Annotated in this window: 15 protein-coding genes, 1 tRNA gene and 1 rRNA gene; 6 read left to right on the forward strand and 11 right to left on the reverse strand. The window is 72.0% G+C overall.

All coding sequences use genetic code 11. The annotated features are described in order from the left end of the window. Window positions 1–42: 42 nt before the first annotated feature. The 4 genes from ABT084_RS19415 to ABT084_RS19430 all read left to right on the forward strand — a co-directional run bounded on the left by ABT084_RS19415 (window position 43) and on the right by ABT084_RS19430 (window position 7,271). Window positions 43–4,656 carry an Lhr family ATP-dependent helicase gene (locus ABT084_RS19415; protein WP_351045172.1) on the forward strand — a complete coding sequence of 1,538 codons (4,614 nt, stop codon included), beginning with the start codon at window positions 43–45 and terminating at the stop codon, window positions 4,654–4,656. A 127-nt stretch (window positions 4,657–4,783) separates the two neighbouring features. After that, the gene (locus ABT084_RS19420; protein WP_351045175.1) at window positions 4,784–5,461 is read left to right on the forward strand and encodes a hypothetical protein; all 678 of its coding nucleotides are present in this window, start codon (window positions 4,784–4,786) and stop codon (window positions 5,459–5,461) included. A 106-nt stretch (window positions 5,462–5,567) separates the two neighbouring features. Continuing rightward, window positions 5,568–6,359, forward strand: coding sequence for an Fpg/Nei family DNA glycosylase (locus ABT084_RS19425; RefSeq protein ID WP_351045176.1), 792 nt, complete (start codon window positions 5,568–5,570; stop codon window positions 6,357–6,359). Between the two features lie 36 nt (window positions 6,360–6,395). Next, on the forward strand, window positions 6,396–7,271 hold the full coding sequence (locus tag ABT084_RS19430; RefSeq protein ID WP_351045179.1) for an SDR family NAD(P)-dependent oxidoreductase: 876 nt from the start codon (window positions 6,396–6,398) through the stop codon (window positions 7,269–7,271). On the opposite strand, the gene ABT084_RS19435 is transcribed toward ABT084_RS19430, so the two are convergent. The 9 genes from ABT084_RS19435 to ABT084_RS19475 all read right to left on the reverse strand — a co-directional run bounded on the left by ABT084_RS19435 (window position 7,219) and on the right by ABT084_RS19475 (window position 21,601). Further along, window positions 7,219–7,446, reverse strand: coding sequence for a hypothetical protein (locus tag ABT084_RS19435; RefSeq protein ID WP_351045181.1), 228 nt, complete (start codon window positions 7,444–7,446; stop codon window positions 7,219–7,221). The genes ABT084_RS19430 and ABT084_RS19435 overlap by 53 nt on opposite strands. 164 nt (window positions 7,447–7,610) lie before the next feature. Next, window positions 7,611–7,994, reverse strand: coding sequence for a helix-turn-helix domain-containing protein (locus tag ABT084_RS19440; protein WP_351045184.1), 384 nt, complete (start codon window positions 7,992–7,994; stop codon window positions 7,611–7,613). 109 nt (window positions 7,995–8,103) lie between these two features. Beyond that, the gene (locus tag ABT084_RS19445; RefSeq protein ID WP_351045229.1) at window positions 8,104–8,583 is read right to left on the reverse strand and encodes a CinA family protein; all 480 of its coding nucleotides are present in this window, start codon (window positions 8,581–8,583) and stop codon (window positions 8,104–8,106) included. Window positions 8,584–8,669: 86 nt separating this feature from the next. Then, window positions 8,670–9,326, reverse strand: a complete 657-nt coding sequence (gene pgsA, locus ABT084_RS19450) for a CDP-diacylglycerol--glycerol-3-phosphate 3-phosphatidyltransferase (RefSeq protein ID WP_351045187.1) — start codon at window positions 9,324–9,326, stop codon at window positions 8,670–8,672. After that, window positions 9,323–10,843 carry a 30S ribosomal protein S12 methylthiotransferase RimO gene (gene rimO, locus ABT084_RS19455; RefSeq protein WP_351045190.1) on the reverse strand — a complete coding sequence of 507 codons (1,521 nt, stop codon included), beginning with the start codon at window positions 10,841–10,843 and terminating at the stop codon, window positions 9,323–9,325. The genes pgsA and rimO overlap by 4 nt, the downstream gene beginning before the upstream one ends. Before the next feature lie 136 nt (window positions 10,844–10,979). After that, window positions 10,980–11,873: a helix-turn-helix domain-containing protein gene (locus ABT084_RS19460; protein WP_351045193.1), complete on the reverse strand. Its 894-nt coding sequence runs from the start codon at window positions 11,871–11,873 to the stop codon at window positions 10,980–10,982. A gap of 224 nt (window positions 11,874–12,097) precedes the next feature. Further along, on the reverse strand, window positions 12,098–14,902 hold the full coding sequence (locus ABT084_RS19465; RefSeq protein WP_351045196.1) for a DNA translocase FtsK: 2,805 nt from the start codon (window positions 14,900–14,902) through the stop codon (window positions 12,098–12,100). Between the two features lie 185 nt (window positions 14,903–15,087). Further along, window positions 15,088–15,768: a response regulator gene (locus ABT084_RS19470; RefSeq protein WP_351045199.1), complete on the reverse strand. Its 681-nt coding sequence runs from the start codon at window positions 15,766–15,768 to the stop codon at window positions 15,088–15,090. A gap of 274 nt (window positions 15,769–16,042) precedes the next feature. Further along, on the reverse strand, window positions 16,043–21,601 hold the full coding sequence (locus tag ABT084_RS19475) for a hybrid sensor histidine kinase/response regulator (protein WP_351045202.1): 5,559 nt from the start codon (window positions 21,599–21,601) through the stop codon (window positions 16,043–16,045). Window positions 21,602–21,789: 188 nt separating this feature from the next. On the opposite strand from ABT084_RS19475, the gene ABT084_RS19480 reads away from it, so the two are divergent. Both ABT084_RS19480 and ABT084_RS19485 read left to right on the forward strand, forming a co-directional pair. Continuing rightward, window positions 21,790–24,348, forward strand: a complete 2,559-nt coding sequence (locus tag ABT084_RS19480) for a SpoIIE family protein phosphatase (RefSeq protein ID WP_502968976.1) — start codon at window positions 21,790–21,792, stop codon at window positions 24,346–24,348. Between the two features lie 106 nt (window positions 24,349–24,454). Beyond that, complete coding sequence (locus ABT084_RS19485; protein WP_351045208.1) at window positions 24,455–24,964, forward strand: DinB family protein; 510 nt, start codon at window positions 24,455–24,457, stop codon at window positions 24,962–24,964. A gap of 50 nt (window positions 24,965–25,014) precedes the next feature. Here ABT084_RS19485 and ABT084_RS19490 read toward each other — a convergent pair. Next, window positions 25,015–25,090 (reverse strand) — tRNA-Thr (locus ABT084_RS19490). A 5-nt stretch (window positions 25,091–25,095) separates the two neighbouring features. Then, window positions 25,096–25,188: ribosomal RNA gene (gene rrf, locus ABT084_RS19495) — 5S ribosomal RNA — on the reverse strand; the annotation flags it as partial.

Below are 25,188 nucleotides of genomic sequence, written 5' to 3' on the forward strand. Positions count from 1 at the left end.
CAGGTCCGGGCCGTTGTCAGTGGCGGGGTGCACGATGGGGGCATGGCAGGCTCCGCGCTCGATTCGTTCTCCCCCGCGACCCGCTCCTGGTTCACGGGGGCCTTCCGTACGCCCACCGCCGCGCAGGAGGGCGCCTGGCGGGCCATCGGGCAGGGCTCGGACGTCCTCGTGGTGGCGCCCACCGGCTCCGGCAAGACCCTCGCCGCGTTCCTCGCCGCGCTGGACCGGCTGGCGGCCGTACCCCCGCCCGCCGAGCCGAAGAAGCGCTGCCGGGTGCTGTACGTATCGCCGCTGAAGGCCCTCGCGGTGGACGTCGAGCGCAATCTGCGCAGCCCGCTGACCGGCATCCGGCAGGAATCCCTGCGCCTGGGGCTGCCCGAGCCCGACATCCGGGTCGGGATCCGCTCCGGCGACACCCCGCCCGCCGAGCGCCGGGCGCTGGCGACGCGGCCGCCGGACATCCTCATCACCACCCCCGAGTCCCTGTTCCTGATGCTGACCTCGGCCGCCCGCGAGGCCCTGACGGGGATCGAGACGGTCATCCTCGACGAGGTGCACGCGGTGGCCGCGACCAAGCGCGGCGCCCATCTGGCCCTGTCCCTGGAGCGGCTCGACGAGCTGCTGCCCCGCCCGGCGCGCCGGATCGGGCTGTCGGCGACGGTGCGGCCGGTGGACGAGGTGGCCCGCTATCTGGCGCCGCGCGGCAAGGTGGAGATCGTCCAGCCGCCCTCCACCAAGGAGTTCGACCTGTCGGTGGTCGTCCCGGTCCAGGACATGGGCGAGTTGGGCGGCTCACCGGCCACCGAGGGCAAGGAGGGCGGGGACAAGCCGTCGATCTGGCCCCATGTGGAGGAGCGGATCGCGGACCTGGTGCAGGCCCACCGCTCGACGATCGTGTTCGCCAACTCGCGGCGGCTCGCGGAGCGGCTGTGCAACCGGCTCAACGAGATCGCGTACGAGCGGGCGATGGGCGAACCCCTGCCCTCGGGCGCTCCCCCCGCCGAGATCATGGCCCAGTCGGGCGCCGCGCAGGGCGCCCCGCCGCTGATGGCCCGCGCCCACCACGGTTCGGTGTCCAAGGAGCAGCGGGCGCTGGTCGAGGAGGACCTGAAGGCGGGGCGGCTGCCCGCCGTCGTCGCCACCTCCAGCCTCGAACTGGGCATCGACATGGGCGCGGTGGACCTGGTGGTGCAGGTGGAGTCGCCGCCGTCCGTGGCCTCGGGGCTCCAGCGCGTGGGCCGGGCCGGGCACCAGGTGGGCGCGGTCTCCACGGGCGTGGTGTTCCCCAAGTACCGCGGCGACCTGGTGCAGGCGGCGGTGGTCACCGAGCGGATGCGCAGCGGGTCCATCGAGTCCCTGCGGGTCCCGGCCAATCCGCTGGACGTGCTGGCGCAGCAGCTCGTCGCGATGACCTCCATGGACACCTGGCAGGTGGACGACCTGCTGGCCCTGGTGCGGCGCGCCGCGTCCTTCGCGGCGCTGCCCGAGTCGGCGTTCACCGCGGTGCTGGACATGCTGGCCGGGCGCTATCCGTCGGACGCGTTCGCGGAGCTGCGCCCGCGCGTGGTGTGGGACCGCGTGGCGGGTACGGTCACGGGCCGGCCGGGGGCCCAGCGCCTCGCGGTCACCTCGGGCGGCACGATCCCCGACCGCGGCCTGTTCGGCGTCTTCCTGGTGGGCTCGGACCCGAAGAAGGGCGGCGGCCGGGTCGGCGAGCTGGACGAGGAGATGGTCTACGAGTCCCGGGTGGGCGATGTGTTCACCCTGGGCACCACCTCGTGGCGGATCGAGGACATCACCCGGGACCGGGTGCTGGTCACCCCGGCGCCGGGCGTGCCCGGGCGGCTGCCGTTCTGGAAGGGCGACCAGCTGGGCCGCCCGCTGGAGCTGGGCCGCGCCGTGGGCGCGTTCGCCCGCGAGATCGGGGCCCTGTCCGAGGAGGACGGGCGGCTGCGGCTGCTGGCCGCCGGGCTGGACGCCTGGGCCGCGGAGAACGTCCTGACGTACCTGGCCGAGCAGCGCGAGGCGTGCGGTCACGTGCCGGACGACCGGACCATCGTGGTCGAGCGGTTCCGCGACGAGCTGGGCGACTGGCGGGTGGTGGTCCACTCCCCCTTCGGCGCCCAGGTGCACGCGCCGTGGGCGCTCGCGCTGGGCGCCCGCCTCGCCGAGCGGTACGGCATGGACGCGCAGGTCATGCATGCCGACGACGGGATCGTGCTGCGGCTGCCGGACGCCGACCTGCTGGGCCTGGGCGGGGAGCCGCTCGATCTGCTGGACCACGATCCGGCTCCGGCCGGAACCCCGGCCGCCTTCGATTTCGACGACGGGAAGGCCCCCCTCGGCGCGGCCGACGTCACCTTCGACCACGGCGAGATCCAGGGCATCGTCACCGAACAGGTGGGCGGGTCCGCGCTGTTCGCGTCCCGGTTCCGCGAGTGCGCGGCGCGCGCCCTGCTGCTGCCGCGCCGCAATCCGGGCAAGCGCACCCCGCTGTGGCAGCAGCGCCAGCGCGCTTCCCAACTGCTCCAGGTCGCCTCCGAGTTCGGTTCGTTCCCGATCGTCCTGGAGGCGGTGCGCGAATGCCTCCAGGACGTCTTCGACGTCCCGGGCCTGACCGAGCTGATGGGCGACATCGAGGCCCGCCGGGTCCGCCTGGTGGAGGTCACCACGACGGAGCCGTCCCCCTTCGCCCGGTCCCTGCTCTTCGGTTACGTCGCCCAGTTCCTCTACGAGGGGGACTCGCCGCTGGCCGAGCGCCGGGCGGCCGCCCTGTCCCTGGACTCCCGGCTGCTGGCCGAGCTGCTCGGCCAGGCGGAGCTGCGCGAGCTGCTGGACGCGGAGGTACTGGCCGAGCTGGAGCGGGAGTTGCAGTGGCTGACCCCGGACCGGCGGGCCCGGGACGCGGAGTCGGTGGCCGACCTGCTGCGGCTGCTGGGCCCGCTCACGGAGGCGGAGCTGGCCGACCGGGGCGCCGAAGCGGGCTGGGCGCGGGCCCTGGCGGAGGCGCGCCGGGTGATCGGGGTGCGGATCGGCGGCGCCGAGCACTGGGCCTCGATCGAGGACGCGGGGCGGCTGCGGGACGCGCTGGGGACGGCGCTCCCGGTGGGCGTGCCCGAGGCGTTCACCGAGCCGGTCAAGGACCCGCTCGGCGACCTCCTGGCTCGGTACGCCCGTACGCACGGCCCGTTCACCACGACGGCCGTCGCCGCCCGCTTCGGCCTGGGCACGGCCACCGCCGACGGGGCCCTGCAACGCCTCGCGGCGGCGGGCCGCGTGGTGCAGGGCGAGTTCCACCCCGCGGGCATCGGCCAGGAGTGGTGCGACGCGACCGTGCTGCGCAGGCTGCGCCGCCGCTCCCTGGCCGCGCTGCGCCAGGAGCTGGAGCCGGTCCCGCCGACCGCCCTGGCCACCTTCCTCCCGCAGTGGCAGCACCTGGGCGGCGCGCTGCGCGGCATCGACGGCCTGGCCCGGGCGGTGGAACAGCTCCAGGGCGCCCCGGTCCCGGCGTCGGCGCTGGAGCGGCTGATCCTGCCGTCGCGGGTCAGCGGCTTCACCCCGGCCCTGCTGGACGAGCTGACCACCAGCGGCGAGGTGGTCTGGGCGGGCGCCGGAGCGCTGCCCGGCAAGGACGGCTGGGTCTCCCTCTACCTCGCGGAGGCGGCCCCGCTGCTGCTCCCGCCTGCGCATCCGCTGGATCCGTCCCCGCTCCACCAGGGCGTCCTGGACGCCCTCTCCGGCGGGTACGGCCTGTTCTTCCGCCAGATCGCGGAGTCCGTGCGCCGGCAGCTGCCCGAGGCGAGCGACCTCCGGCTCTCCGAGGCCCTGTGGGACCTGGCGTGGTCGGGGCGGCTGACGAACGACACGCTGGGCCCGCTGCGCGCCCTGCTGGGCTCGGGCCGGACGGCGGGCGCGACCGCCCACCGGGCCCGGCGGACGGTGCCCCGCGGGCGGTACGGCACGCTCGGCGCGCAGGTCTCGCGGTCCGGGCCGCCGACGGTCGCGGGGCGCTGGTCGCTGCTGCCCGCCCGCGCGGCGGATCCGACCCACCGGGCGCACGCGCTGGCCCGGACCCTGCTGGACCGGCACGGGGTGGTGACCCGGGGCGCGGTCGCCGCGGAGGGCGTGGAGGGCGGTTTCAGCGCGGTCTACCGGATCCTGTCCGCCTTCGAGGACAGCGGGCAGGCCCGGCGCGGCTATGTGGTGGAGGGGCTGGGGGCGGCCCAGTTCGCGATGGACGGCGCGGTGGACCGGCTGCGGTCGGCCGAGCGCAATCCGCCCCCGCTGGCCGCGGTGGTGCTGGCGGCGGCCGATCCGGCCTCCGCGTACGGCGCGGCCCTGCCGTGGCCGGAGCCCCCGGCCGGGTCGTCCCACAAGCCGGGCCGCAAGGCCGGTTCCCTGGTGGTGCTGGTGGACGGGGAGCTGACGCTGTATCTGGAGCGGGGCGGCAAGACCCTGCTGGCCTGGCCTCCGGTGGACGACCCCCGGCTGACGGCGGCGACGGCGGTACTGGCTTCCGCCTGCCGGTCGGGGACCGTGGCGCCGCTGACGGTGGAGCGCATCAACGCGTCCCCGGCGCTGACTTCGGAGCTGGGCCCGGGTCTGGAGGCCGCGGGCTTCCACGCCACCCCGAGGGGGCTGCGACTGCGCCCGTAACCAAAGCGGAACGTCTGGTACCAGCTTGAGACGGTCTTGGGACGCGACCGGCGCAATCCCGCCCGCGCGGCCGATTACGATGCTCGCTGATCGTCAAATTGACGATGCACAGTCATGGGGGACCACAGTGAGCGTTTTCGGTACGCGTAGAACCATCCTTGCCACCACGGGAGTTGCGGTAGCCGCCGTCCTCGCCCTGAGCGGCTGCAAGAGCGGCAACGAGGAGACGGCCCCGGCGAAGACCGCCTCGCCCTCCACCCAGGCGTCCTCGTCCGCGGATCCCTACTCCAGCGGCGCGCCCAGCTCCTCCGCCTCCGCCGCCGCGAGCGCACCCGCCGCGGGCGGCGCCGCGGGCACGGCGAAGGCCGGCCAGCAGTTCAAGATCGGTGAGCAGGCACAGTTCCCGTTCACGTCCGGCAGCACCAAGGGCACCATCGCCCTCGCCGTCACGGCCATCGAGAAGGGCCAGCCGGAGGACCTCGCCCCGTTCAAGCTCGGCGACAAGGTGAAGGGGATGGTTCCGTACTACATCCGCTACCAGGTCAAGAACGTCGGCAGCACCGATCTGTCCTTCACCTCGGTCAACCACGTCAAGGGCCACCTCGGCGACGACAGCGAGGCCCAGGAGCTCATGGTCATCGGCAAGTTCGAGAAGTGCCCCAACGACTCGCTGCCCAAGGGCTTCGTCAACGGACAGACCGCTCCGGGCTGCGCCGTCGCGCTGGCCCCGGCCGGGGCGAAGGTCGCCTCGGCCGAGTACTGGGGCGACCCGTTCACCCTGGGCAAGGGCCTCATCTGGAAGTAGTACCGGTCCGGACATGACGCACGGCCGGGCGTAGCGATCACCACGAGCGACGCACGGCCGCGCGCGACGCACGGCGCGCCTTCGGGCAGGGGGCCACAATGGCCCCATGCCCGAAGGTGACAGCATCTGGCGCGCGGCCGCCCGTCTGCACGCCGCGCTGGCCGGCCGTGAACTGGTCCGCAGCGACCTGCGCGTCCCGCGCCTGGCCACCGTCGACCTCACCGGCCGCGCCACCCTCGAAGTCGTCCCGCGCGGCAAGCACCTCCTGCACCGCGTCGAGGACGGGCTCACCCTGCACAGCCACCTGCGCATGGACGGCGCCTGGAACGTCTTCGGCGCCGGCGCCCCCTGGCGGGGCGGTCCCGCGTACGAGATCCGGGCCGTCCTCGCCACCGCGGACCACACGGCCGTCGGCTACCGCCTGCCGGTACTGGAACTGCTCCGCACCGCTGACGAGCACCGCGTCGTCGGCCACCTCGGCCCCGACCTGCTGGGCCCGGACTGGGACCCCGAGCTCGCGGCCCGCAATCTGCTCGCCGACCCGGACCGCCCGCTCGGCGAGGCCCTGCTCGACCAGCGCAACCTCGCCGGGATCGGCAACATCTACAAGGCCGAGCTGTGCTTCCTGGCCCAGGTGACCCCCTGGACCCCGGTCGGCGCCCTCACCGACCCGGAGCGCACCGTCCCGCGGCTGGCCGCCGCCGCCCACCGCCTGCTGGACGCCAACAAGGACCGCCACCGCAACACCACCGGCAGCCTCCGGCGCGGCCAGGACCTCTTCGTGTACGGGCGCGCCCGCCGCCCCTGCCTGCGCTGCGGCACCCCGGTCCGCAAGGCGTCGCAGGACGACCGCCCCACCTACTGGTGCCCGCGCTGCCAATCCGGCCCCGTACGGTAGTTGACGCTCCGTCAGATTCGGTCGTACGGTCCCGGCATGTCCCTACCCAGCCCCGCACCCGCCGTCACCCCCGGCCCCGGCACCGGCCCCGGCACCGGCCCCGACGCCATACCCGTGCCCGCCCCGGCCGCCGCCGCGGCCCGCCCCGCGCCGCAGGCCGCCTACGACCTCACCGGCCGCACCGCTCTGATCACCGGAGCCGCCAGCGGCATCGGCCGCGCCACCGCCGTGCTCCTCGCCGAGGCGGGCGCCGCCGTGCGCTGCGTGGACCTCGACGCGACGGGGCTCGCCGAGACGGCCGCCCTCGTCGCCAAGGCCGGGGGCGTCGCCGGCGTCCACGTCCTGGATGTCACCGACCGCGCCGCCCTGAGGGCCGCGGTCGAGGCGGGGGGCCCGCCCGACATCACCGCGGCCGTGGCCGGGATCATGCACACCAGCACCGTGCTGGAGACCCGTGAGGAGGATCTCGACCGGGTGATGAGCGTGAACTTCAAGGGGATCCTCTTCACCTGCCAGGAGTCGGCCCGGGCCCTGATCGCGGCCGGCCGCCCCGGGTCGATCATCACCATGGCCTCCGGCGCCATGGACGCCGCCCAGCCCGGCCTGCTCTGCTACAGCGCGGCCAAGACCGCCGTCGTCCAGCTGACCAAGACCCTGGCGACCGAGGCGGGCCCGCACGGCATCCGGGTCAACGCGGTCGCGCCCGGGTGGATCCGTACCCCGATGACCGGCCGCCACGGCCCGGAGGTCCAGGAGCAGACGGAGGCCGCGATGATCCGGATGTCCCCGCTGCGCCGGGTCGGCGAGCCGCAGGACATCGCCCAGGCGGTGCTCTTCCTCGCCTCGGACGCCTCGTCGTTCATGACGGGTCAGATCCTGCGGCCGAACGGCGGCGTCGCGATGCCCTGGTAACGGCTCCGCGGCGGGCGCAGTGCACCGGCAGGAGCCCCAGCCCCCAGCCGCCCACGGTCACCGCCCCCTCGACCGGCCCGGCGGCCGCGGGCTCCAGCGCGAGCCGCAGCACCGCCCACCACCACAGCACGCCCAGCACCAGGGCCAGGGGTATGCGCAGGTTCCGTAACCACACGGCAGCCTCCCAGGGCCGGGACGGACTCGATCCATCCTCGCGCACCCCCCGCGCGCCCGCACCCAGAAGCCCGCACCCAGAAGCGGACCGCCCGCAACGGCCGGGAGCCCCGGCCGGCGCATCACACGCCGACCGGGGCTCCGGCCACACTCACGCTCAAAAAATCAAGCGGCGACGACATCCACCGCTTCCACGGGCGACTTGATGGTCACCCGCTCCGGCGGGCCACCCGTGACCGAGGCCACGGAGACCGAATTGAGCATCGCGCGCACCGGTGCCGGGACCGGTTCGCTTGCCGCGGCCGACTGCGCGAGCTCGGCGAGCGACAGTTCGTCGCTCACTTCGCGCATCAGCTCGGACATCCGTACGTCCAACGCGTCGCAGATCGCGGAGAGCAGCTCGGAGGATGCCTCCTTCTGCCCCCGCTCCACCTCGGAGAGATAGCCGAGCGAAACTCGGGCGGACGAGGAGACTTCGCGCAGAGTACGGCCCTGGCGCTGGCGCTGCCGACGCAGCACGTCACCCAGCAGGCGACGGAGCAGAATCATCGGTGGCTCCCTCCTCTGACCGTGTAGCCGTAACCTTCACGCCCCACCGTACCGCCTCGCGCGGCGGCCGTGCGGGGAGCGATGTCGTGTTCACTCAGGGCTGCAAACATCAAATCCCCCCGTTCCGTTCCGTGTCTTGCCTTCGCAGATTCTCGCGGAGTTCGCTCGAGAGAAGTTCGAGCACTGTCCGTACACTCTCTCTACGGATTTCCGCCCGGGAACCGTTCAACCGCAGCCGGGCCGATTTCCTGCCCGCAGGACCGTCGACGGCGATGAAAACCGTCCCCACCGGCTGCCCGTCCTGAGGCTCCGGACCGGCCACTCCGGTGGTCGCGATGCCCCACGAGGCGTCCAGCACGCGCCGCACTCCGGCCGCCATCTCCTGCGCGACCTGCGCGTTCACCGCGCCGTGCGCCGCGAGCAGCTCCGCGTCGACGCCGAGCACCCGGTGCTTGAGCTCCGTCGCGTACGCCGTGACCGAGCCGCGGAAGGCGCGCGAGGCGCCGGGGACCGCTGTCAGCTCGGCCGCGACCAGCCCGCCCGTGAGCGACTCCGCGACCGCGACCGTCTGGTCACTCTCCGCAAGCAGATTGAGGACGTACGCGGCCGTCCCGGCGGCGTCCGCCGCCGCTTCGCGGCCCTGCGGGGGCCCCGCCGGCCCCGTCGTCCCGTCCGTCACCTCGCGGCCCGCTCCGCCGCGATTCCCTGCCGGCGCAGCACGACGGCCTGGCGAATGTAGTCCAAACCGGTGACGACTGTGAGAAGTACGGCCACCGCCATGACCCAGAACCGGAGCGTGGCCAGCGGCCCGGTCAGCGCCAGCACGTACATGCCGACCGCCGTGCCCTGGGCGAGCGTCTTGAGCTTCCCGCCCCGGCTGGCGGGGATCACCCCGTAGCGGATCACCCAGAACCGGAGCAGGGTGATCCCCAGCTCCCGCCCCAGGATCACCCCGGTGACCCACCAGGGCAGGTCCCCGAGCCAGGACAGACACACCAAAGCCGACCCCATGATCGCCTTGTCGGCGATGGGGTCGGCGATCTTCCCGAAGTCGGTGACCAGGTTGTAGGTCCGGGCGAGGTGCCCGTCGAAAATGTCCGTGATCATGGCGACGGCGAACGCCGCCCACGCCAGCGCCCGCCAGACGGGGTCGTAACCCCCGTCGGCGAGCAGCAGCAGGACGAATCCCGGCACGAGCACGAGCCGGATCATCGTCAGGATGTTGGCGATGTTCCACAGGCTGGCCTGGTTGACCGCCGCGGCCCCGAGCTTCGCGCCGGGCGCGGGCCGACTGCCGGTCCCGCCCGCCGCGGGTGCCGGGACTCCGGTCATCCGGCCGCCTCCTCAAGATCTCCGAACAGGGCGCCCAGGGGCTCGGCCACCAGGTCCACACCCAGGGTGCCGACCACCTTTGCCGTGACGATACGCCCGGGGACCAGACCCGCGCCGTCCGTGAAGACGACCTGGCCGTCGGTCTCGGGCGCCTGGTGCGCGGCGCGCCCGTAGGCACCCGCGGCGTCGTCATCCTCGTCGTCGACCGCGACGACGGTCTCGACGAGTACCTCCAGGGTCTCCCCGATCCGCTCTTCGGCGCGCTGCGAGGTCAGCTCCTCCGCGAGCCGCTGCATGTGCGCGAGCCGCTCGGCGATGGTGTCCTCGTCCAGCTTGTTCTCGTAGGTGACGGCCTCGGTGCCGTCCTCGTCCGAGTAGCCGAAGACGCCGATGGCGTCGAGGCGGGCGTGGGTGAGGAAACGCTCCAGCTCGGCGAAGTCCGATTCCTTCTCGCCGGGGAAGCCGACGATGAAGTTGGACCGGACACCGGCGGTGGGCGCCTTGGTGCGGATGGTGTCGAGCAGCTCCAGGAACCGGTCGGTGTCACCGAAGCGGCGCATGGCGCGCAGCACGTCCGGGGCGGAGTGCTGGAAGGACAGGTCGAAGTACGGCACGACCTTGGGGGTCGAGGTGAGGACGTCGATCAGGCCGGGCCGCATCTCGGCGGGCTGGAGGTAGCTGACGCGGACGCGCTCGATGCCGTCCACCTCGGCCAGCTCGGGCAGCAGGGTCTCCAGCAGGCGGATGTCGCCGAGGTCCTTGCCGTACGAGGTGTTGTTCTCGGAGACCAGCATGATCTCCTTGACGCCCTGCTCCGCGAGCCAGCGCGTCTCGCCCAGCACGTCGCTGGGGCGGCGCGAGATGAAGGAGCCGCGGAAGGAAGGGATGGCGCAGAAGGAGCAGCGCCGGTCACAGCCGGAAGCGAGCTTCACGGAGGCGACGGGGCTGTTGCCCAGACGGCGGCGCAGGGGCGCGCGCGGCCCGGAGGCGGGCGCGAGCCCGTCCGGCAGGTCCGAGGGCGCCTCGGCCGGCTCCTCGGCGGGCGCCGACTGGGCGTGGCCCGGCAGGGCCACCTCGGTCTCCTGGCGCGCGGCCGGGCTGATCGGCAGCAGCTTGCGCCGGTCCCGCGGGGTGTGGGAGGCGTGGATGCCGCCGTTGAGGATCGTCTGGAGGCGGTCGGAGATGTCGGCGTAGTCGTCGAAACCGAGGACTCCGTCGGCTTCGGGGAGCGCTTCGGCAAGCTCCTTGCCGTAGCGCTCGGCCATACAGCCGACGGCGACGACGGCCTGGGTCTTGCCGTGATCCTTCAGATCATTGGCTTCCAGCAGGGCGTCTACGGAGTCCTTCTTGGCGGCTTCGACGAAACCACAGGTGTTGACGACGGCTACGTCCGCGTCTGCGGCGTCCTCGACGAGCTCCCAGCCATCCGCCGCCAAGCGGCCTGCGAGCTCCTCCGAGTCCACCTCGTTACGGGCGCAGCCAAGAGTGACAAGGGCGACGGTACGGCGTTCGGGCATGGACTCAAGACTACTTCGTCCCGGCACCGGCCCCCGCCCCCGTCCCGCGCCACGCCCCGACAGCAAGATCCCCGGGGTGCGGCGGGGCGCCCCGGGGTCTGCTGGAACAGTGGGTGAAGAAGGGTGAAACGGCCGGTCAGCCCGCCTGTGCGGCGCCCTGACGCTGATCGTCCTTGGTGTAGGTGAGACGTTCCACCTGCCCCGACTGGAAGTCGCCCTTGATCTCCTTGCCGTTCACGAAGAGCTGGACGGCCCCGGCGTCGCCGAGTACGAGATCGATGGACTGCTTGTCGGTGAAGGTCTTGGAGTCGCCCGGCTGGAGGGTTCCGTCGAAGAGCAGGCGACCACTGTGGTCCTTCGCGGAGATCCAGCTCTCGGCGGTGTTCGCCGTCAGGACGACCGTGACGACGTCCTTGGGGGCGGCCGCGATGGCACTGTCCGAGGGTTCCGGCTTGGGTGCCTGCGGGGCCTTCGGGGTGGGGGCGGCCGGCTTGGCGCCCGGCTGCTTGGGGGCGGGCTTCGGGGAGGCGGAACCTTCCGCCACCGGTCGCTTGGTGTCGTCGTCGCCGCCCTTGAGGGCGGTGAAGCCGACGAATCCGATCACGGCGACGATCGCCGCGACCATGGCGGCGGTCCAGTTGGGCCGCTGCCGCTCGGGACGGATCCGTTCGGCCTCGAACATGGGGGCGGCGGGGGTCGGCGCCGGGCGACCCCCGTGGGCGGCGTCGTAGCTCTCGACCAGGGGTTCGGGATCGAGGTGTACGGCGCGGGCGAGCGTACGGATGTGGCCGCGGGCGTAGACGTCGCCGCCGCAGCGCGTGAAGTCGTCCTGCTCGATCGCGTGCACGATCGGGATGCGCACGCGGGTGGTGGAGCTGACCTCGTCGACGGTGAGCCCGGCGGCGATCCGGGCCTGCTGGAGGGCCGTCCCGATGGACGGACCGGCGGCCGGCCGCTCGACGATCACGTCGATCACGTCGTCGGTCGAAGGCCGGTCATCTTCGGGGGACTTGGAGTTGCCGATGGACACGGGGGCGCCTTTCGAGCGTGTAGCCACCTGCTGGATGTCCAGTCTAGGGGGGTGACGAAAGGGTGGAGCAACCGGAGGGTCGTCTCCGTACGCCATCCGAATGGCATCGGAACTCCCGCGCCGGATCCGTGCGGAACCGGCGGGCGGGCGCACGGCGCCACCCCTTTCCTCAACTTGACGAGCGGCCGGGGGAAACGGTTGCCCCGGGATTCTTTACGGACCGGTCACGGTCCGGTCTCGCCCCGGATGACCGCGAGGACGCCGTCCAACTCGTCCGGTTTGACCATCACGTCACGCGCCTTGGAGCCCTCGCTGGGCCCGACGATGCCCCGCGACTCCATGAGGTCCATCAGCCGTCCGGCCTTGGCGAAGCCGACCCGGAGCTTGCGCTGGAGCATGGAGGTGGAGCCGAACTGCGTGGTGACGACCAGTTCGGCCGCCTGGCACAGCAGGTCGAGGTCGTCGCCGATCTCCTCGTCGATCTCCTTCTTCTGCTTCTGGCCGACCGTGACGTCCTCCCGGAAGACGGGAGCCATCTGGTCCTTGCAGTGCTGGACGATCCCCTGGATCTCCTCCTCGGTGACGAAGGCGCCCTGCAGCCGTACGGGCTTGTTCGCCCCCATCGGCAGGAACAGTCCGTCACCCTTTCCGATGAGCTTCTCGGCGCCCGGCTGGTCGAGGATGACCCGGCTGTCGGCGAGCGAGGAGGTGGCGAAGGCGAGCCGCGAGGGCACGTTCGCCTTGATCAGACCGGTGACCACGTCCACCGAGGGGCGCTGGGTGGCGAGCACCAGGTGGATTCCGGCCGCGCGCGCCAGCTGGGTGATGCGGACGATGGAGTCCTCGACGTCGCGCGGGGCGACCATCATCAGGTCGGCCAGCTCGTCGACGATCACCAGCAGGTACGGGTAGGGGCTCAGCTCCCGCTCGCTGCCCGGCGGCAATTTGATCTTGCCGTCGCGGATCGCCTTGTTGAAGTCGTCGATGTGCCGGTAGCCGAAGGCCGCCAGGTCGTCGTAGCGCAGGTCCATCTCGCGCACGACCCACTGGAGGGCCTCGGCGGCCCGCTTCGGGTTGGTGATGATCGGCGTGATCAGGTGCGGGATGCCCTCGTACGCCGTCAGCTCGACGCGCTTGGGGTCGACCAGCACCATCCGGACGTCCTCCGGGGTCGCCCGGACCATGACGGAGGTGATCAGGCAGTTGATGCAGGACGACTTTCCGGAACCGGTGGCTCCGGCGACCAGCACGTGCGGCATCTTCGCGAGGTTGGCCATCACGTAGCCGCCCTCGACGTCCTTGCCGAGCGCGACGAGCATCGGGTGGTCGTCCTCGGCCGCGTCCGCCAGGCGCAGCACGTCGCCGAGGTTCACCATCTCGCGGTCGGTGTTCGGGATCTCGATGCCGACCGCGGACTTGCCGGGGATCGGGCTGATGATCCGCACATCCGGCGAGGCCACGGCGTACGCGATGTTCTTGGCCAGGGCCGTGATCCGCTCGACCTTGACCGCCGGGCCCAGCTCCACCTCGTAGCGGGTGACCGTCGGGCCCCGGGTGAAACCGGTGACCTTCGCGTCGACCTTGAACTCCATGAAGACGTTCGTCAGCGAGGCGACCACCGCGTCGTTCGCGGCACTGCGGGTCTTGCCCGGGCCGCCCCGCTCCAGCAGGTCGAGCGAGGGCAGGGAGTAGGTGATGTCCCCGCGCAGCTGGAGCTGCTCGGCCCGCGGCGGCAGCTGCTGGGTCTGCGGCGGGGTCTTGGTCAGGTCGGGCACGCCGACCGGACCGACGGTCGGCGCCGCGGCCGGGACCGGCGGGACCGCGGGGGCGGCGGGAGCGGCGGGGACGGGCGGGGCGGCCGGCGCGGCCGCCTGCCCCTGCTCGCCGCGCTCCTCGCGGGCGGGCGGCACCGGGGCGGTGACCTCGGCGCCCTCGCGCGCGGGCGTCACCCCGTGGGTCAGGCCGGCGACGATCGGGGAGGGCGGCAGGCCGCCGTACACCGCGCCGTCCAGGGCGGCGGCCGCCGCCGCGGCGACGTCGACCGCGTCCATCTCCCGGTCCATCGCGGGGCGCGCCGGGGCCCGCCGGGGCCTGCGCCGCCGGGCGGCGAGCGCCTCCTCCTCCGCGGCGTCCGCCGGTCCGGCCGGGTCCGCGCCCGCGCCCTGCCGGTTGGCCCGCCACCGCTCGGGATCGTGGCGCTCGCCCTCCCGCCCGGCGTCCTCCGTGTCGTACTCGTTGGGCGCGATCACCCCGAGCCGGATCCCCAGCCGGCGCAGCCGCTGCGGGATGGCGTTGACGGGGGTGGCCGTGACCACGAGCAGCCCGAAGACGGTGAGGAGCACCAGCAGCGGCACGGCCAGCGGCGCGCCCATGGTGAAGATCAGGGGTTTGGAGGCGCCCCAGCCGATCAGGCCCCCCGCGTTCTGCATGGCGGTGGTGCCCTCGTCCCGGCCGGGCGCGCCGCAGGCGATGTGGACCAGCCCGAGGACCCCGATGGCCAGGGCGGTCAGCCCGACGCCGATCCGGCCGTTGGCGTCGCTCTGCTCGGGATGGCGGATGAAGCGCACGGCCATGACCCCGAGGAGGATCGGCACGAGCAGATCGAGCCGTCCGAAGGCACCGGTGATCAGCATGGTGACCAGATCGCCGACGGGACCGCTCAGGTTCGACCAGGTTCCGGCGGCGACGATCAGCGCGAGGGCGAGCAGGAGCAGTCCGACCCCGTCCTTGCGGTGGGCCGGGTCGAGGTTCTTCGCCCCGCGGCCCACCCCGCGGAAGACCGCGCCGACGGCGTGCGCGATGCCGAGCCACAGGGCGCGCACCAGGCGCACGACACCCCCGGTCGGGGACGGTGCGGGTTTGGGCGCCACCTTGCGGACCGGCGCGCGCTTGGCGGCCGCCGCCTTCTTCGCGGGCGGCCTGCCCGCGGGCTGCGCAGCCTTCTTCGCCGGCGCCGTCGTACGGCCGGAGCGGGCTTTCGCGGCACCCGCGGCGCTCTGGGAACCCTTGCCGGACGTACGTGAGGCCATGGCCCCGAGGTTACCGGTGCGCGCGCCGGTGGACACGCGTGCCCACCCCTTCACCCGTTCGTGTCGGCCTTCCGGTGCGTCATGTGACGTACGGCCAGAGCTGACGCGCCCTCAGCGACCGGCCCGCACACGGAGAACGGGCGGGCTGCTCGCCGCGGCCCGCCCGTCCCTTCCGCCGAGATCGCTCAGGCCTGCGCGGGCAGCATCGCCTGCCCGCCGCCGGTACCGGGCTCCAGCGCGTCCAGCGCCCGGCGCAGACCGGTCAGTTTCCGCTCCAGATGGGCCGCGGTGGCGACCACCGCGGGATCGGCCGCTTCCTCGCCGAGCTGCTTGGTGAGCGCTTCCGCCTGTTCCTCGACGGCCGCGAGCCGGGCGGACAGCTCGGCCAGCAGGCCCGCCGTCTCCTTGCCCTCGACGCCGCCGGACCCGCCGCCCTCCAGCTGGAGCCGCAGCAGCGAAGCCTGCTCCCGCAGCTGGCAGTTCTTCGTGTACAGCTCGACGAAGACCGAGACCTTCGCCCGCAGCACCCACGGGTCGAAGGGCTTGGAGATGTAGTCCACGGCTCCGGCGGCGTAGCCGCGGAACGTGTGGTGCGGACCGTGGTTGATCGCGGTGAGGAAGATGATCGGGATGTCCCGGGTCCGCTCCCGCCGCTTGATGTGCGCGGCCGTCTCGAAACCGTCCATCCCGGGCATCTGCACATCCAGCAGGATGACCGCGAAATCGTCTGTCAGCAGCGCCTTGAGCGCTTCCTCCCCCGACGACGCCCTGACCAGTGTCTGATCGAGCGCGGAGAGGATGGCCTCCAGCGCCAGCAGATTCTCCGGCCGGTCGTCGACCAGGAGGATCTTGGCCTTCTGCACCATGCCCTGTCCTCCTCGCCCCGGCAGGGGGCCTCCCCGGGTCCTGGCTCCAGCGCTCAGCCCGGGTCCCGCCCCAGCGGGCGGCTTCCGTGCGCCGTCCGTCCTTGTGCCGGTCATCGTAGCCCCAGTCCCGAGATCGCCACACCCTGTCACCAAGATGTCACTGTGCACGAAGCAGAAACGGTGTGGGGGAGCAGAAGGTTCCCCGTATACCGCCCTCCCACACCGATGTGGACACACTGAGTCAGCAATTGGTATCTCTTCGTTCCCCGGTCGATCACTTCGCGCGCATCCACTGCTCCATCACCGACAACAGGAAGTCGGGATCGACGGGCTTGGTGACATAGTCGGAAGCGCCCGAGTCGATCGCCTTCTCCCGGTCCCCCTTCATGGCCTTTGCCGTCAGCGCGATGATCGGCAGCCCCGCGAACTGCGGCATCCGCCGGATCGCCGAGGTCGTGGCGTACCCGTCCATCTCCGGCATCATGATGTCCATGAGCACGAGCGAGACGTCGTCGTGCTGCTCCAGCACCTCGATGCCCTCGCGCCCGTTCTCCGCGTAGAGCACGGCCAGCCCGTGCTGCTCCAGCACGCTCGTCAGCGCGAAGACGTTGCGCACGTCGTCGTCGACGATGAGCACCTTCTCGCCGTGGAAGTCGTACGTCCTCGGCACCACCGGGAGTTCGTCCTCCGGGCTGCCCCACTGGTCCTCGGTGCCCTGCGCGCCGTTCTGCGCCCCGAGCAGCCCGGGCCGCGCGCCCGAATCACCCATGGCCTTGCGGCGGCGCCGGAACAGCGCCGCGGCGCCGTGCCCCTGCCCCGCGCCGGACCCGGCCTGCGTCCCGGCCCCCGGCGGCAGCGCCGACACGGGCTGTACGGGCACGGCGGGCCCCGCCGGAGCCACCGGCGCCGCCGGCAGCGCGGGCATCACCGGAAGCGAGGAAGCCACCTCGGCGGCCCGCCGGTACAGGTCCCCGCGGCCACCGGCCGCGGGCTGCGCGTACCCCTGCGGCGGCAGCTCGCTCGGGTGCAGCGGCAGGTACAGGGTGAAGGTGGAACCGCGGCCCGGCTCACTGGCCGCGTGGACCTCGCCGCCCAGCAGCCGCGCGATCTCCCGGCTGATGGACAGCCCGAGCCCGGTGCCGCCGTACTTGCGGCTCGTCGTACCGTCCGCCTGCTTGAACGCCTCGAAGATCACCAGCATCTTGCTGGCCGCGATCCCGATCCCGGTGTCGGTCACCGAGAAGGCGATCAGGTCCGCGTCCGGCTCCCGTAGCGAGCCCGCCTCCAGCAACTGCTCCCGGATCGCCTGCGGCACGTCCGCCCCGGCGGGCCGGATCACCAGCTCCACCGCGCCGCCGTCGGTGAACTTCACCGCGTTCGACAGCAGGTTGCGCAGCACCTGCAACAGCCGCTGCTCGTCGGTGTGCAGGGTGGCCGGCAGCTCCGGCGAGACCCGCACCGAGAAGTCCAGGCCCTTCTCCGCCGTCAGCGGCCGGAAGGTGGCCTCCACGTAGTCCACCAGCTGCACCAGCGCGATCCGCGTCGGCGAGACGTCCATCTTGCCCGCCTCGACCTTCGACAGGTCCAGGATGTCGTTGATCAGCTGGAGCAGATCGGAACCCGCCCCGTGGATGGTCTCGGCGAACTCCACCTGCTTGGGCGAGAGGTTCTCGTCCGCGTTGTCCGCGAGCAGTTTGGCCAGGATCAGCAGCGAGTTGAGCGGGGTGCGCAGCTCGTGCGACATGTTCGCCAGGAACTCGGACTTGTAGCGCATCGAGACCGCGAGCTGCTCGGCGCGCTCCTCCAGGACCTGCCGGGCCTCTTCGATCTCGGTGTTCTTCACCTCGATGTCCCGGTTCTGCTGGGCCAGCAGCTCGGCCTTCTCCTCCAGTTCCGCGTTGGCGGCCTGGAGCGCCTTCTGCCGGTTCTCCAGCTCGTCGGAGCGCTCGCGCAGCTGCTCGGTCATCTCCTGCGACTGCTTGAGCAGCATCTCCGTCTTGGAGTTGACGCTGATCGTGTTGACGCTCGTACCGATCATCTCGGCGATCTGGCTGAGGAAGTCCTTCTGGATCTGCGTGAACGGCTGGAAGGACGCCAGCTCGATGACGCCGAGCAGATTCCCCTCGAACAGCACGGGCAGCACGATCACATGGGCGGGCGGTGCCTCGCCCAGCCCCGAGGAGATCTTCAGATAACCGGGCGGGGTGTTCTCGACCAGGATCGTCCGCTTCTCCTCGGCGACCGTCCCGATCAGCCCCTCCCCCGGCCGGAAGGAGGTCGGCATCGAGGTGCCCGCGTAGGCGTAACTGCCGCGCATGCGCAGCTCGTACGGGCCGTCCTGGCCGCCGTCGGCCGCGATCTCGGTGGCCGCGCCGGACGGCAGCGCCAGGAAGAACGCGCCGTGCTGCGCCGAGACCACCGGGGTCAGCTCGCTCATGATGAGCGAGGCGACGTCGTCCAGCTCGCGGCGGCCCTGCATGAGGGCCGAGATCCGGGCCAGATTGCCCTTCAGCCAGTCCTGCTCCTTGTTGGCCAAGGTGGTGTCGCGCAGGTTGGCGATCATCGTGTTGATGTTGTCCTGGAGGACCTGGATCTCGCCCGCCGCGTCCACGTCGATCTTGAGGTTCAGGTCGCCGCGGGTCACCGCGGTGGCCACGGCCGCGATGGCCCGCACCTGCCGGGTCAGGTTCCCGGCCATCTCGTTCACGGACTCGGTGAGGTCGCGCCAGGTGCCGTCGACGTCCCGGACCCGGGCCTGCCCGCCCAGGATCCCCTCGGTGCCCACCTCGCGGGCGACCCGGGTGACCTGGTCCGCGAAGGAGGACAGCTGGTCGACCATCGTGTTGATGGTGGTCTTCAGCTCCAGGATCTCACCGCGGGCGTCGATGTCGATCTTCTTGGTCATGTCGCCCTTGGCGATGGCGGTCGTGACCATGGCGATCTGCCGCACCTGACCGGTGAGGTTCGAGGCCATGAAGTTCACCGAATCGGTGAGGTCCTTCCAGGTCCCCGAGACCCCCGGCACGTGCGCCTGACCGCCGAGGCGGCCCTCCGTACCCACCTCACGGGCCACCCGGGTGACCTCGTCGGCGAACGACGACAGGGTCTTGACCATCGTGTTGACCGTGTCCGCGAGCTGCGCGACCTCGCCGCGCGCCTCGACCGTGACCTTCTTGGTCAGGTCACCGTTGGCGACCGCCGCCGAGACCTGCGAGATGTTGCGCACCTGCGAGGTCAGGTTGTTGGCCATCAGGTTGACGTTGTCGGTCAGGTCCTTCCAGATGCCGGTCACCCCGCGCACCCGGGCCTGCCCGCCGAGGATGCCCTCGGAGCCCACCTCCCGCGCCACCCGCGTCACCTGCTCGGCGAAGGAGGACAGCTGGTCGACCATCGTGTTGACGGTCGTCACCAGCTCCAGGATCTCGCCCTTGGCATCGACCGTGATCTTCTTCGACAGGTCGCCCATCGCGACCGCCGTGGTCACCTCGGCGATGTTGCGGACCTGCGAGGTCAGGTTGTTCGCCATGAAGTTGACCGACTGCGTGAGGTCCTTCCAGGTACCGGAGACCCCCTTCACCTCGGCCTGGCCGCCCAGGATGCCCTCGGTGCCCACTTCCCGCGCGACCCGGGTCACCTGCTCCGCGAAGTTCGAGAGCTGGTCGACCATGGTGTTGAGGGTGTTCTTGAGCTCCAGGATCTCGCCGCGCGCGTCCACGTCGATCTTCTGCGACAGGTCACCGCGCGCCACCGCCGTCGCGACCTGCGCGATGTTGCGGACCTGCGAGGTCAGGTTCCCGGCCATGCCGTTCACCGAATCCGTCAGATCCCGCCACACACCGGCCACGCCGGGCACCTGCGCCTGGCCGCCGAGGCGGCCCTCCGTCCCCACGTCCCGGGCGACCCGGGTCACCTGCTCGGCGAAGGCCGAGAGCTGGTCGACCATCGTGTTGATGGTGTTCTTGAGCTCGAGGATCTCGCCCCGCGCGTCCACGTCGATCTTCTGCGACAGGTCACCCCGCGCCACGGCCGTGGTCACCTGGGCGATCTGGCGCACCTGGGACGTCAGGTTCCCGGCCATGAAGTTGACCGAGTCGGTCAGCTCCTTCCAGGTACCGGAGACCCCCTCGACCCGTGCCTGACCGCCGAGGCGGCCCTCCGTACCCACGTCCCGCGCCATCCGCGTGACCTGGTCCGCGAAGGACGACAGCTGGTCCACCATCGTGTTCACGGTGTTCTTCAGCTGGAGCATCTCGCCGGAGACGTCCACGGTGACCTTCTGCGACAGGTCGCCGTTGGCCACGGCCGTCGTCACCTGGGCGATGTTGCGCACCTGGCCGGTCAGGTTGCGGAAGGCCGTGTTCACCGAGTCGGTGAGGTCCTTCCATGTGCCCGCCGCACCCGGCACCTGCGCCTGGCCCCCCAGCTCGCCCTCGACGCCGACCTCGCGGGCCACCCGCGTCACCTCGGAGCCGAAGGACTGGAGCTGGTCCACCATCGTGTTGACGGTGTTCTTCAGCTCCAGCATCTCGCCGGCCACGTTGACGGTGACCTTCTGCGACAGGTCGCCGTTGGCCACCGCCGTCGTCACCTGGGCGATGTCCCGCACCTGCGTGGTGAGGTTGCGGAAGACCGTGTTCACCGAGTCGGTGAGGTCCTTCCAGGTGCCCGCCGCACCCGGCACCTGCGCCTGCCCGCCGAGCAGGCCCTTCGCGCCGACTTCGCTCGCCACCCGGGTGACCTCGTCCGCGAAGGTCCGCAGCGTCTCGGTCATCTGGTTGATCGTTTCGGCCAGCTGCGCCACCTCGCCGCGCGCGCTGACCGTCACCTTCTGCGACAGGTCACCGCTGGCCACGGCCGTCGTGACCTGGGCGATCCCGCGCACCTGGGCGGTCAGGTTGCCCGCCATGGTGTTGACGGAATCCGTCAGGTCCTTCCACACGCCGGCGACCCCGGGCACCTTCGCCTGGCCGCCCAGCTCGCCCTCCGTACCCACCTCACGGGCGACGCGCGTCACCTCGGAGGAGAACGACGACAGCTGGTCCACCATCGTGTTCACGGTGTTCTTCAGCTGGAGCATCTCGCCGGCCACGTGCACGGTGACCTTGCGCGACAGATCGCCCTTGGCCACCGCCGTCGTGACGAGAGCGATGTCACGCACCTGGGCGGTGAGCCGGTACGCCATGGTGTTGACGGAGTCGGTCAGGTCCTTCCAGGAACCGGACATCCCGCGCACCTGGGCCTGGCCGCCGAGCTTGCCCTCGGTACCGACCTCCAGCGCCACCCGGGTCACCTCGTCGGTGAACGCCGACAGCTGGTCGACCAGGTTGTTGACCGTCCGGCCGATCTTGAGGAACTCCCCGCGCAGCGGGTGCCCCGCTCCCTCGGCCGCCTGCGTCCGCAGGTCCATCCGCTGGTCCAGATCACCGTCGGCGACCGCCGAGAGCACCCGGCCCACCTCGGAGACCGGCCGGGCCAGGTCGTCGACCAGCTGGTTGGAGGCGTCGATCGCGGCCGCCCAGGAGCCCTCACAGGCCCCCGTCTCCAGCCGCTCACTCAGCTTCCCCTCGCGCCCGACCATCCGCCGGACCCTCGAGAGCTCACCCGTCAGGTGGAGATTGCGGTCGGCGACCTCGTTGTAGACGGCGGCGATCTCCGCCATCACGCCGTCGCCGGACACCGTGAGCCGCTTGCGGAAGTTTCCGTCCCGCATCGACACCAGGGCCGTGAGCAGCCGGTTCAGCGCCGCCGTATCGACCTCGGTCGTGCTGCCCCGCCGGGACCGTCCGCCCTTCGCACGCGCACCTGTCCTGCGCGCTGCTACGCCAGACTCCACCGTGTCCCTCCCGAAAGGGTCGACCGCACCGCCGGGTCCTGACTCCACGCAACCCGGCTCTTCAAGCCTGCCCAGTGTTTCACCCCGTCCGAACCAGGCCATAACACTTCGGCACCTTCGCACAGGGTCCACACCCCGTGGGGGGAATACCGGACGACCGCACCGCACCGACCGCGAAGGTAAGTAACCTGGCACCCGATGTCCAACCGCGTCGGAGGAGACTTGTGATCACGGCACGGGCCGCTGCCAGCTTCGACCCCCTCGGGCGTTCGGTCGCCGCCGCCCGCGCGTTCGTCCGCGACGCCCTCCAGGGATGGGGCTTCGCCGACATCGTCGACGACGCGGTGGTGCTCACCAGCGAGCTGGTCACCAATGCCGTGGTGCACGCCGGAACCCGGGCCGAGGTCCTGTGCCTGCGCACCGAGGACGGCGTACGCGTCGAGGTCGCCGACCGGTATCCGGAGCGCGCCCTCCCGCTTGAATACCCGGGAGAGCGGCCCTACGCGGACCCGGACCGCGAGAGCGGCCGCGGCCTGATGCTGTGCGCCGCCCTCGCCACCCGCTGGGGCGTCGAATACACGGCCACCCACAAACACGTGTGGTTCCGCCTCGACCTCCCGGACCGTCCGGTCGGTACCCGCTCCGCCGGCCCCGTCGTCCCCGACCAGCTGCTGCCGCTCGCCGACAGCCGCGTCCGGGTCGCCGTCGTCCAGATCGACGCGGAGGACCGGGTCACCGCCTGGAACGAGGACGCCGAGCACATCTTCGGCCACCCCTCCGAGAAGGCCGTCGGCCGCCCCCTCGCCGAGCTGGCCGCCTGGCCCCAGACCCCCGGCACCGGAACCGGCATCGCCGAGGCCCTGCGCCTGTCCCGCTGGGAGGGCAGCTACGGCATCCGCGGCGCCGACGGCCGCGTGATCCCCGTCTACGCCTCCCACCTGCGCGTCCGTGACGCCCACGGCGAGCCGTCCATCGTCTGCCTCCTCGTCCACGACGACGAGCGGGCCTTGCTGCAGACCCCCGCCCGGATCCCCTCCGACGGCGGCATGCTCACCGAACCGCGCGCCGTCGACCCCTTCGAGATCTTCATCGGCTCCCCCGCCCCCGACGACCTCGACGGCCTGCTCCAGCGCACCGTGGAGCGCGCCCGCGACCTCCTCGACGCCGACTCCGCCTTCCTCCTGCTGGCCACCGACGACGAGACCGAGCTGGAGGTACGGGCCACCACCGGCCTGCCCTCCACCCGCCAGCGCTTCGCCCGCGTCCCCGTCGAGGCCGGCACCAACCGGTACGGCTCCGCCCGGATGCCCGCGGTCCACGACGACCTCGCCGCCGTCCCCGGCGCCGTCCCGTTGCTCGAAGCCACCGGCATGCGCTCCGCCGTCACCGTCCCCCTCAAGGTCGAGGGCCGCCTCACCGGCTCCCTCGGCATCGCCGCCGAAAGCCCGGGCCGCTACTCCAACGAGGACGCCCTGCGCCTCCAGTTCGCGGCCGACCGGATCGCCCTCGCCGTCGAGTCCGCGCGCCTCGGCGAGCTGGAACGCCTGCGCCGCGGCTCGCTCTCCTTCCTCGTCGAGGCCTCCGACCTGCTCGCGGGCACCCTCGACCGGGACCAGACCCTGGCGCTCATGGCCCAGATGACCGTCCCGACCCTGGCCACCTGGTGCGCCGTCTACACCATCGCCGACCAGTCCTCGGACCCGTTCCTCTCCTTCGTGCTGCACGAGGACGAGGAGCGCATCGACGACCTCAAGATCATGCTGGGCCGGGTCACCCCGCCCGACGCCCTCCCCGAGGCGGGCGCCTGCACCTGGCCCGAGGCCGCCGTCGCGGTCGGCGGCGAGACCGTCGTCCTGCCCCTGCGGGCCCGCAACCGGGTCATCGGCCTGCTCACCCTGGGCAAGCCCAGCGAGGAGCACTTCCGTCAGGAGATCCTCGAACTCGCCGAGGACCTCTCCCGCCGGGCCGCCCTCGCCCTCGACAACGCCCGGCTGTACTCCGAGCGCACCGCGATCAGCCGCTCGCTGCAGCGCAGCCTGCTGCCGCCCGGCTCCCCCGCCATCCCCGGCATGGAGGTCGAGGTCATCTACCGCGCCGCGGGCGAGGGCAACGAGGTGGGCGGCGACTTCTACGACGTCTTCCCGATCCGCGCCGGTGTGTACGGCTTCGCCATCGGCGACGTCTGCGGTACGGGCCCCGAGGCGGCGGCGGTCACCGGCCTCGCCCGGCACGCCCTGCGCCTGCTGGCCCGCGAGGGCCTCGGCGGCCCCGCCGTCCTGGAGCGCCTCAACGCGGCCATCCTCGACGAGGGCTCCCGCAGCCGCTTCCTCACCCTGCTCTACGGCGAACTCCACCCGCAGCCCGACGGCAGCGCCCTGATGAAGGTCGTGTGCGCGGGCCACCCGCTCCCGCTCCGGCTCCGCCCGAACGGCGAGGTGCTCCCGGCCGCGGAACCCCAGCCCCTGCTCGGCGTGATCGAGGACCTCGACCTCTACGAACAGACCCTCACCCTCGACGCCGGTGACGTCCTGCTCTGTGTCACGGACGGCGTGACCGAGCGCCGCGAGGGCACCCGGATGCTGGGCGACGACGGCCTCGCCGAAGTCCTCACCACCTGCACCGGCCTCACCGCGGGCGCGGTCGCCGCCCGCGTCCTGCGCGCGGTCGAGCGCTTCGCCGCGGAACCCGCCTCGGACGACATGGCCATCCTCGCCTTCCGCGTCCCCCACCCCCGCCCGGGCGACTGACGACGCCCGCCGAGGTCCGCTCCTCCCACGCGCTCACCTTTCGTCTCCGGCCCCGCAGCGGAAACCCTCGTGCGGCCCGGGGAGGCCTGCGCTAGCGTCGGCCGCTATGCCGATCTCACGCACGCGCCCCGAATTCACCGCGGACGAACGCACCCAGCTGGTGGGGTGGCTCGATCTCCAGCGCTCCATCATCCAGTGGAAGTGCGAGGGCGTCTCCGAGGAGGACGCGCACCGGTCCGTACTCCCCGCCTCGCCCCTGATGACCGTCGCGGGCATCGTCTCCCACCTGCGCTGGACCGAGCAGTGCTGGTTCGAGGTGCTCTTCCTGGACCACCCGGCGACCGGCCCGCAGTTCGTGGGCGAGGAGGACGCCGACTTCATGGTCGAGGGCACCCCGCTCGCGCAGCTCCTCGCCGAGTACGACGCCCAGTGCGCGGCCTCGAACGCCATCGTCGCGGCGCACTCCCTGGACGACACCGGCCGCAACACGGAGTTCAAGGCCGGCGCGGCCTCGCTGCGCTGGATGCTGATCCACATGATCGAGGAGACGGCCCGGCACGCGGGCCACCTGGACACGATCCGCGAACTCCTGGACGGCGAGGTCGGCTACTACTGAGGGCCGTGAACGCAAAAAAGGCCCCCGCCAATTGGCGGGGGCCTTTTTCTTGGAGCCCTTTAACGGAATCGAACCGTTGACCTTCTCCTTACCATGGAGACGCTCTACCGACTGAGCTAAAAGGGCGGGTTGTTCGGCGGCGTCCTACTCTCCCACAGGGTCCCCCCTGCAGTACCATCGGCGCTGAAAGGCTTAGCTTCCGGGTTCGAAATGTAACCGGGCGT

The sequence above is a fragment of the Streptomyces sp. NPDC002138 genome, from assembly GCF_040296485.1.
Lineage (GTDB): Bacteria > Actinomycetota > Actinomycetes > Streptomycetales > Streptomycetaceae > Streptomyces.

Bases quoted from the DNA above. Each gene is read 5' to 3' on its own strand.
- ABT084_RS19415 (WP_351045172.1), top strand. From the start codon at position 43: ATGGCAGGCTCCGCGCTCGATTCGTTCTCCCCCGCGACCCGCTCCTGG.
- ABT084_RS19425 (WP_351045176.1), top strand. From the start codon at position 5,568: ATGCCCGAAGGTGACAGCATCTGGCGCGCGGCCGCCCGTCTGCACGCC.
- ABT084_RS19430 (WP_351045179.1), top strand. From the start codon at position 6,396: ATGTCCCTACCCAGCCCCGCACCCGCCGTCACCCCCGGCCCCGGCACC.
- ABT084_RS19440 (WP_351045184.1), bottom strand. From the start codon at position 7,994: ATGATTCTGCTCCGTCGCCTGCTGGGTGACGTGCTGCGTCGGCAGCGC.
- pgsA (WP_351045187.1), bottom strand. From the start codon at position 9,326: ATGACCGGAGTCCCGGCACCCGCGGCGGGCGGGACCGGCAGTCGGCCC.
- rimO (WP_351045190.1), bottom strand. From the start codon at position 10,843: ATGCCCGAACGCCGTACCGTCGCCCTTGTCACTCTTGGCTGCGCCCGT.
- ABT084_RS19465 (WP_351045196.1), bottom strand. From the start codon at position 14,902: ATGGCCTCACGTACGTCCGGCAAGGGTTCCCAGAGCGCCGCGGGTGCC.
- ABT084_RS19470 (WP_351045199.1), bottom strand. From the start codon at position 15,768: ATGGTGCAGAAGGCCAAGATCCTCCTGGTCGACGACCGGCCGGAGAAT.
- ABT084_RS19485 (WP_351045208.1), top strand. From the start codon at position 24,455: ATGCCGATCTCACGCACGCGCCCCGAATTCACCGCGGACGAACGCACC.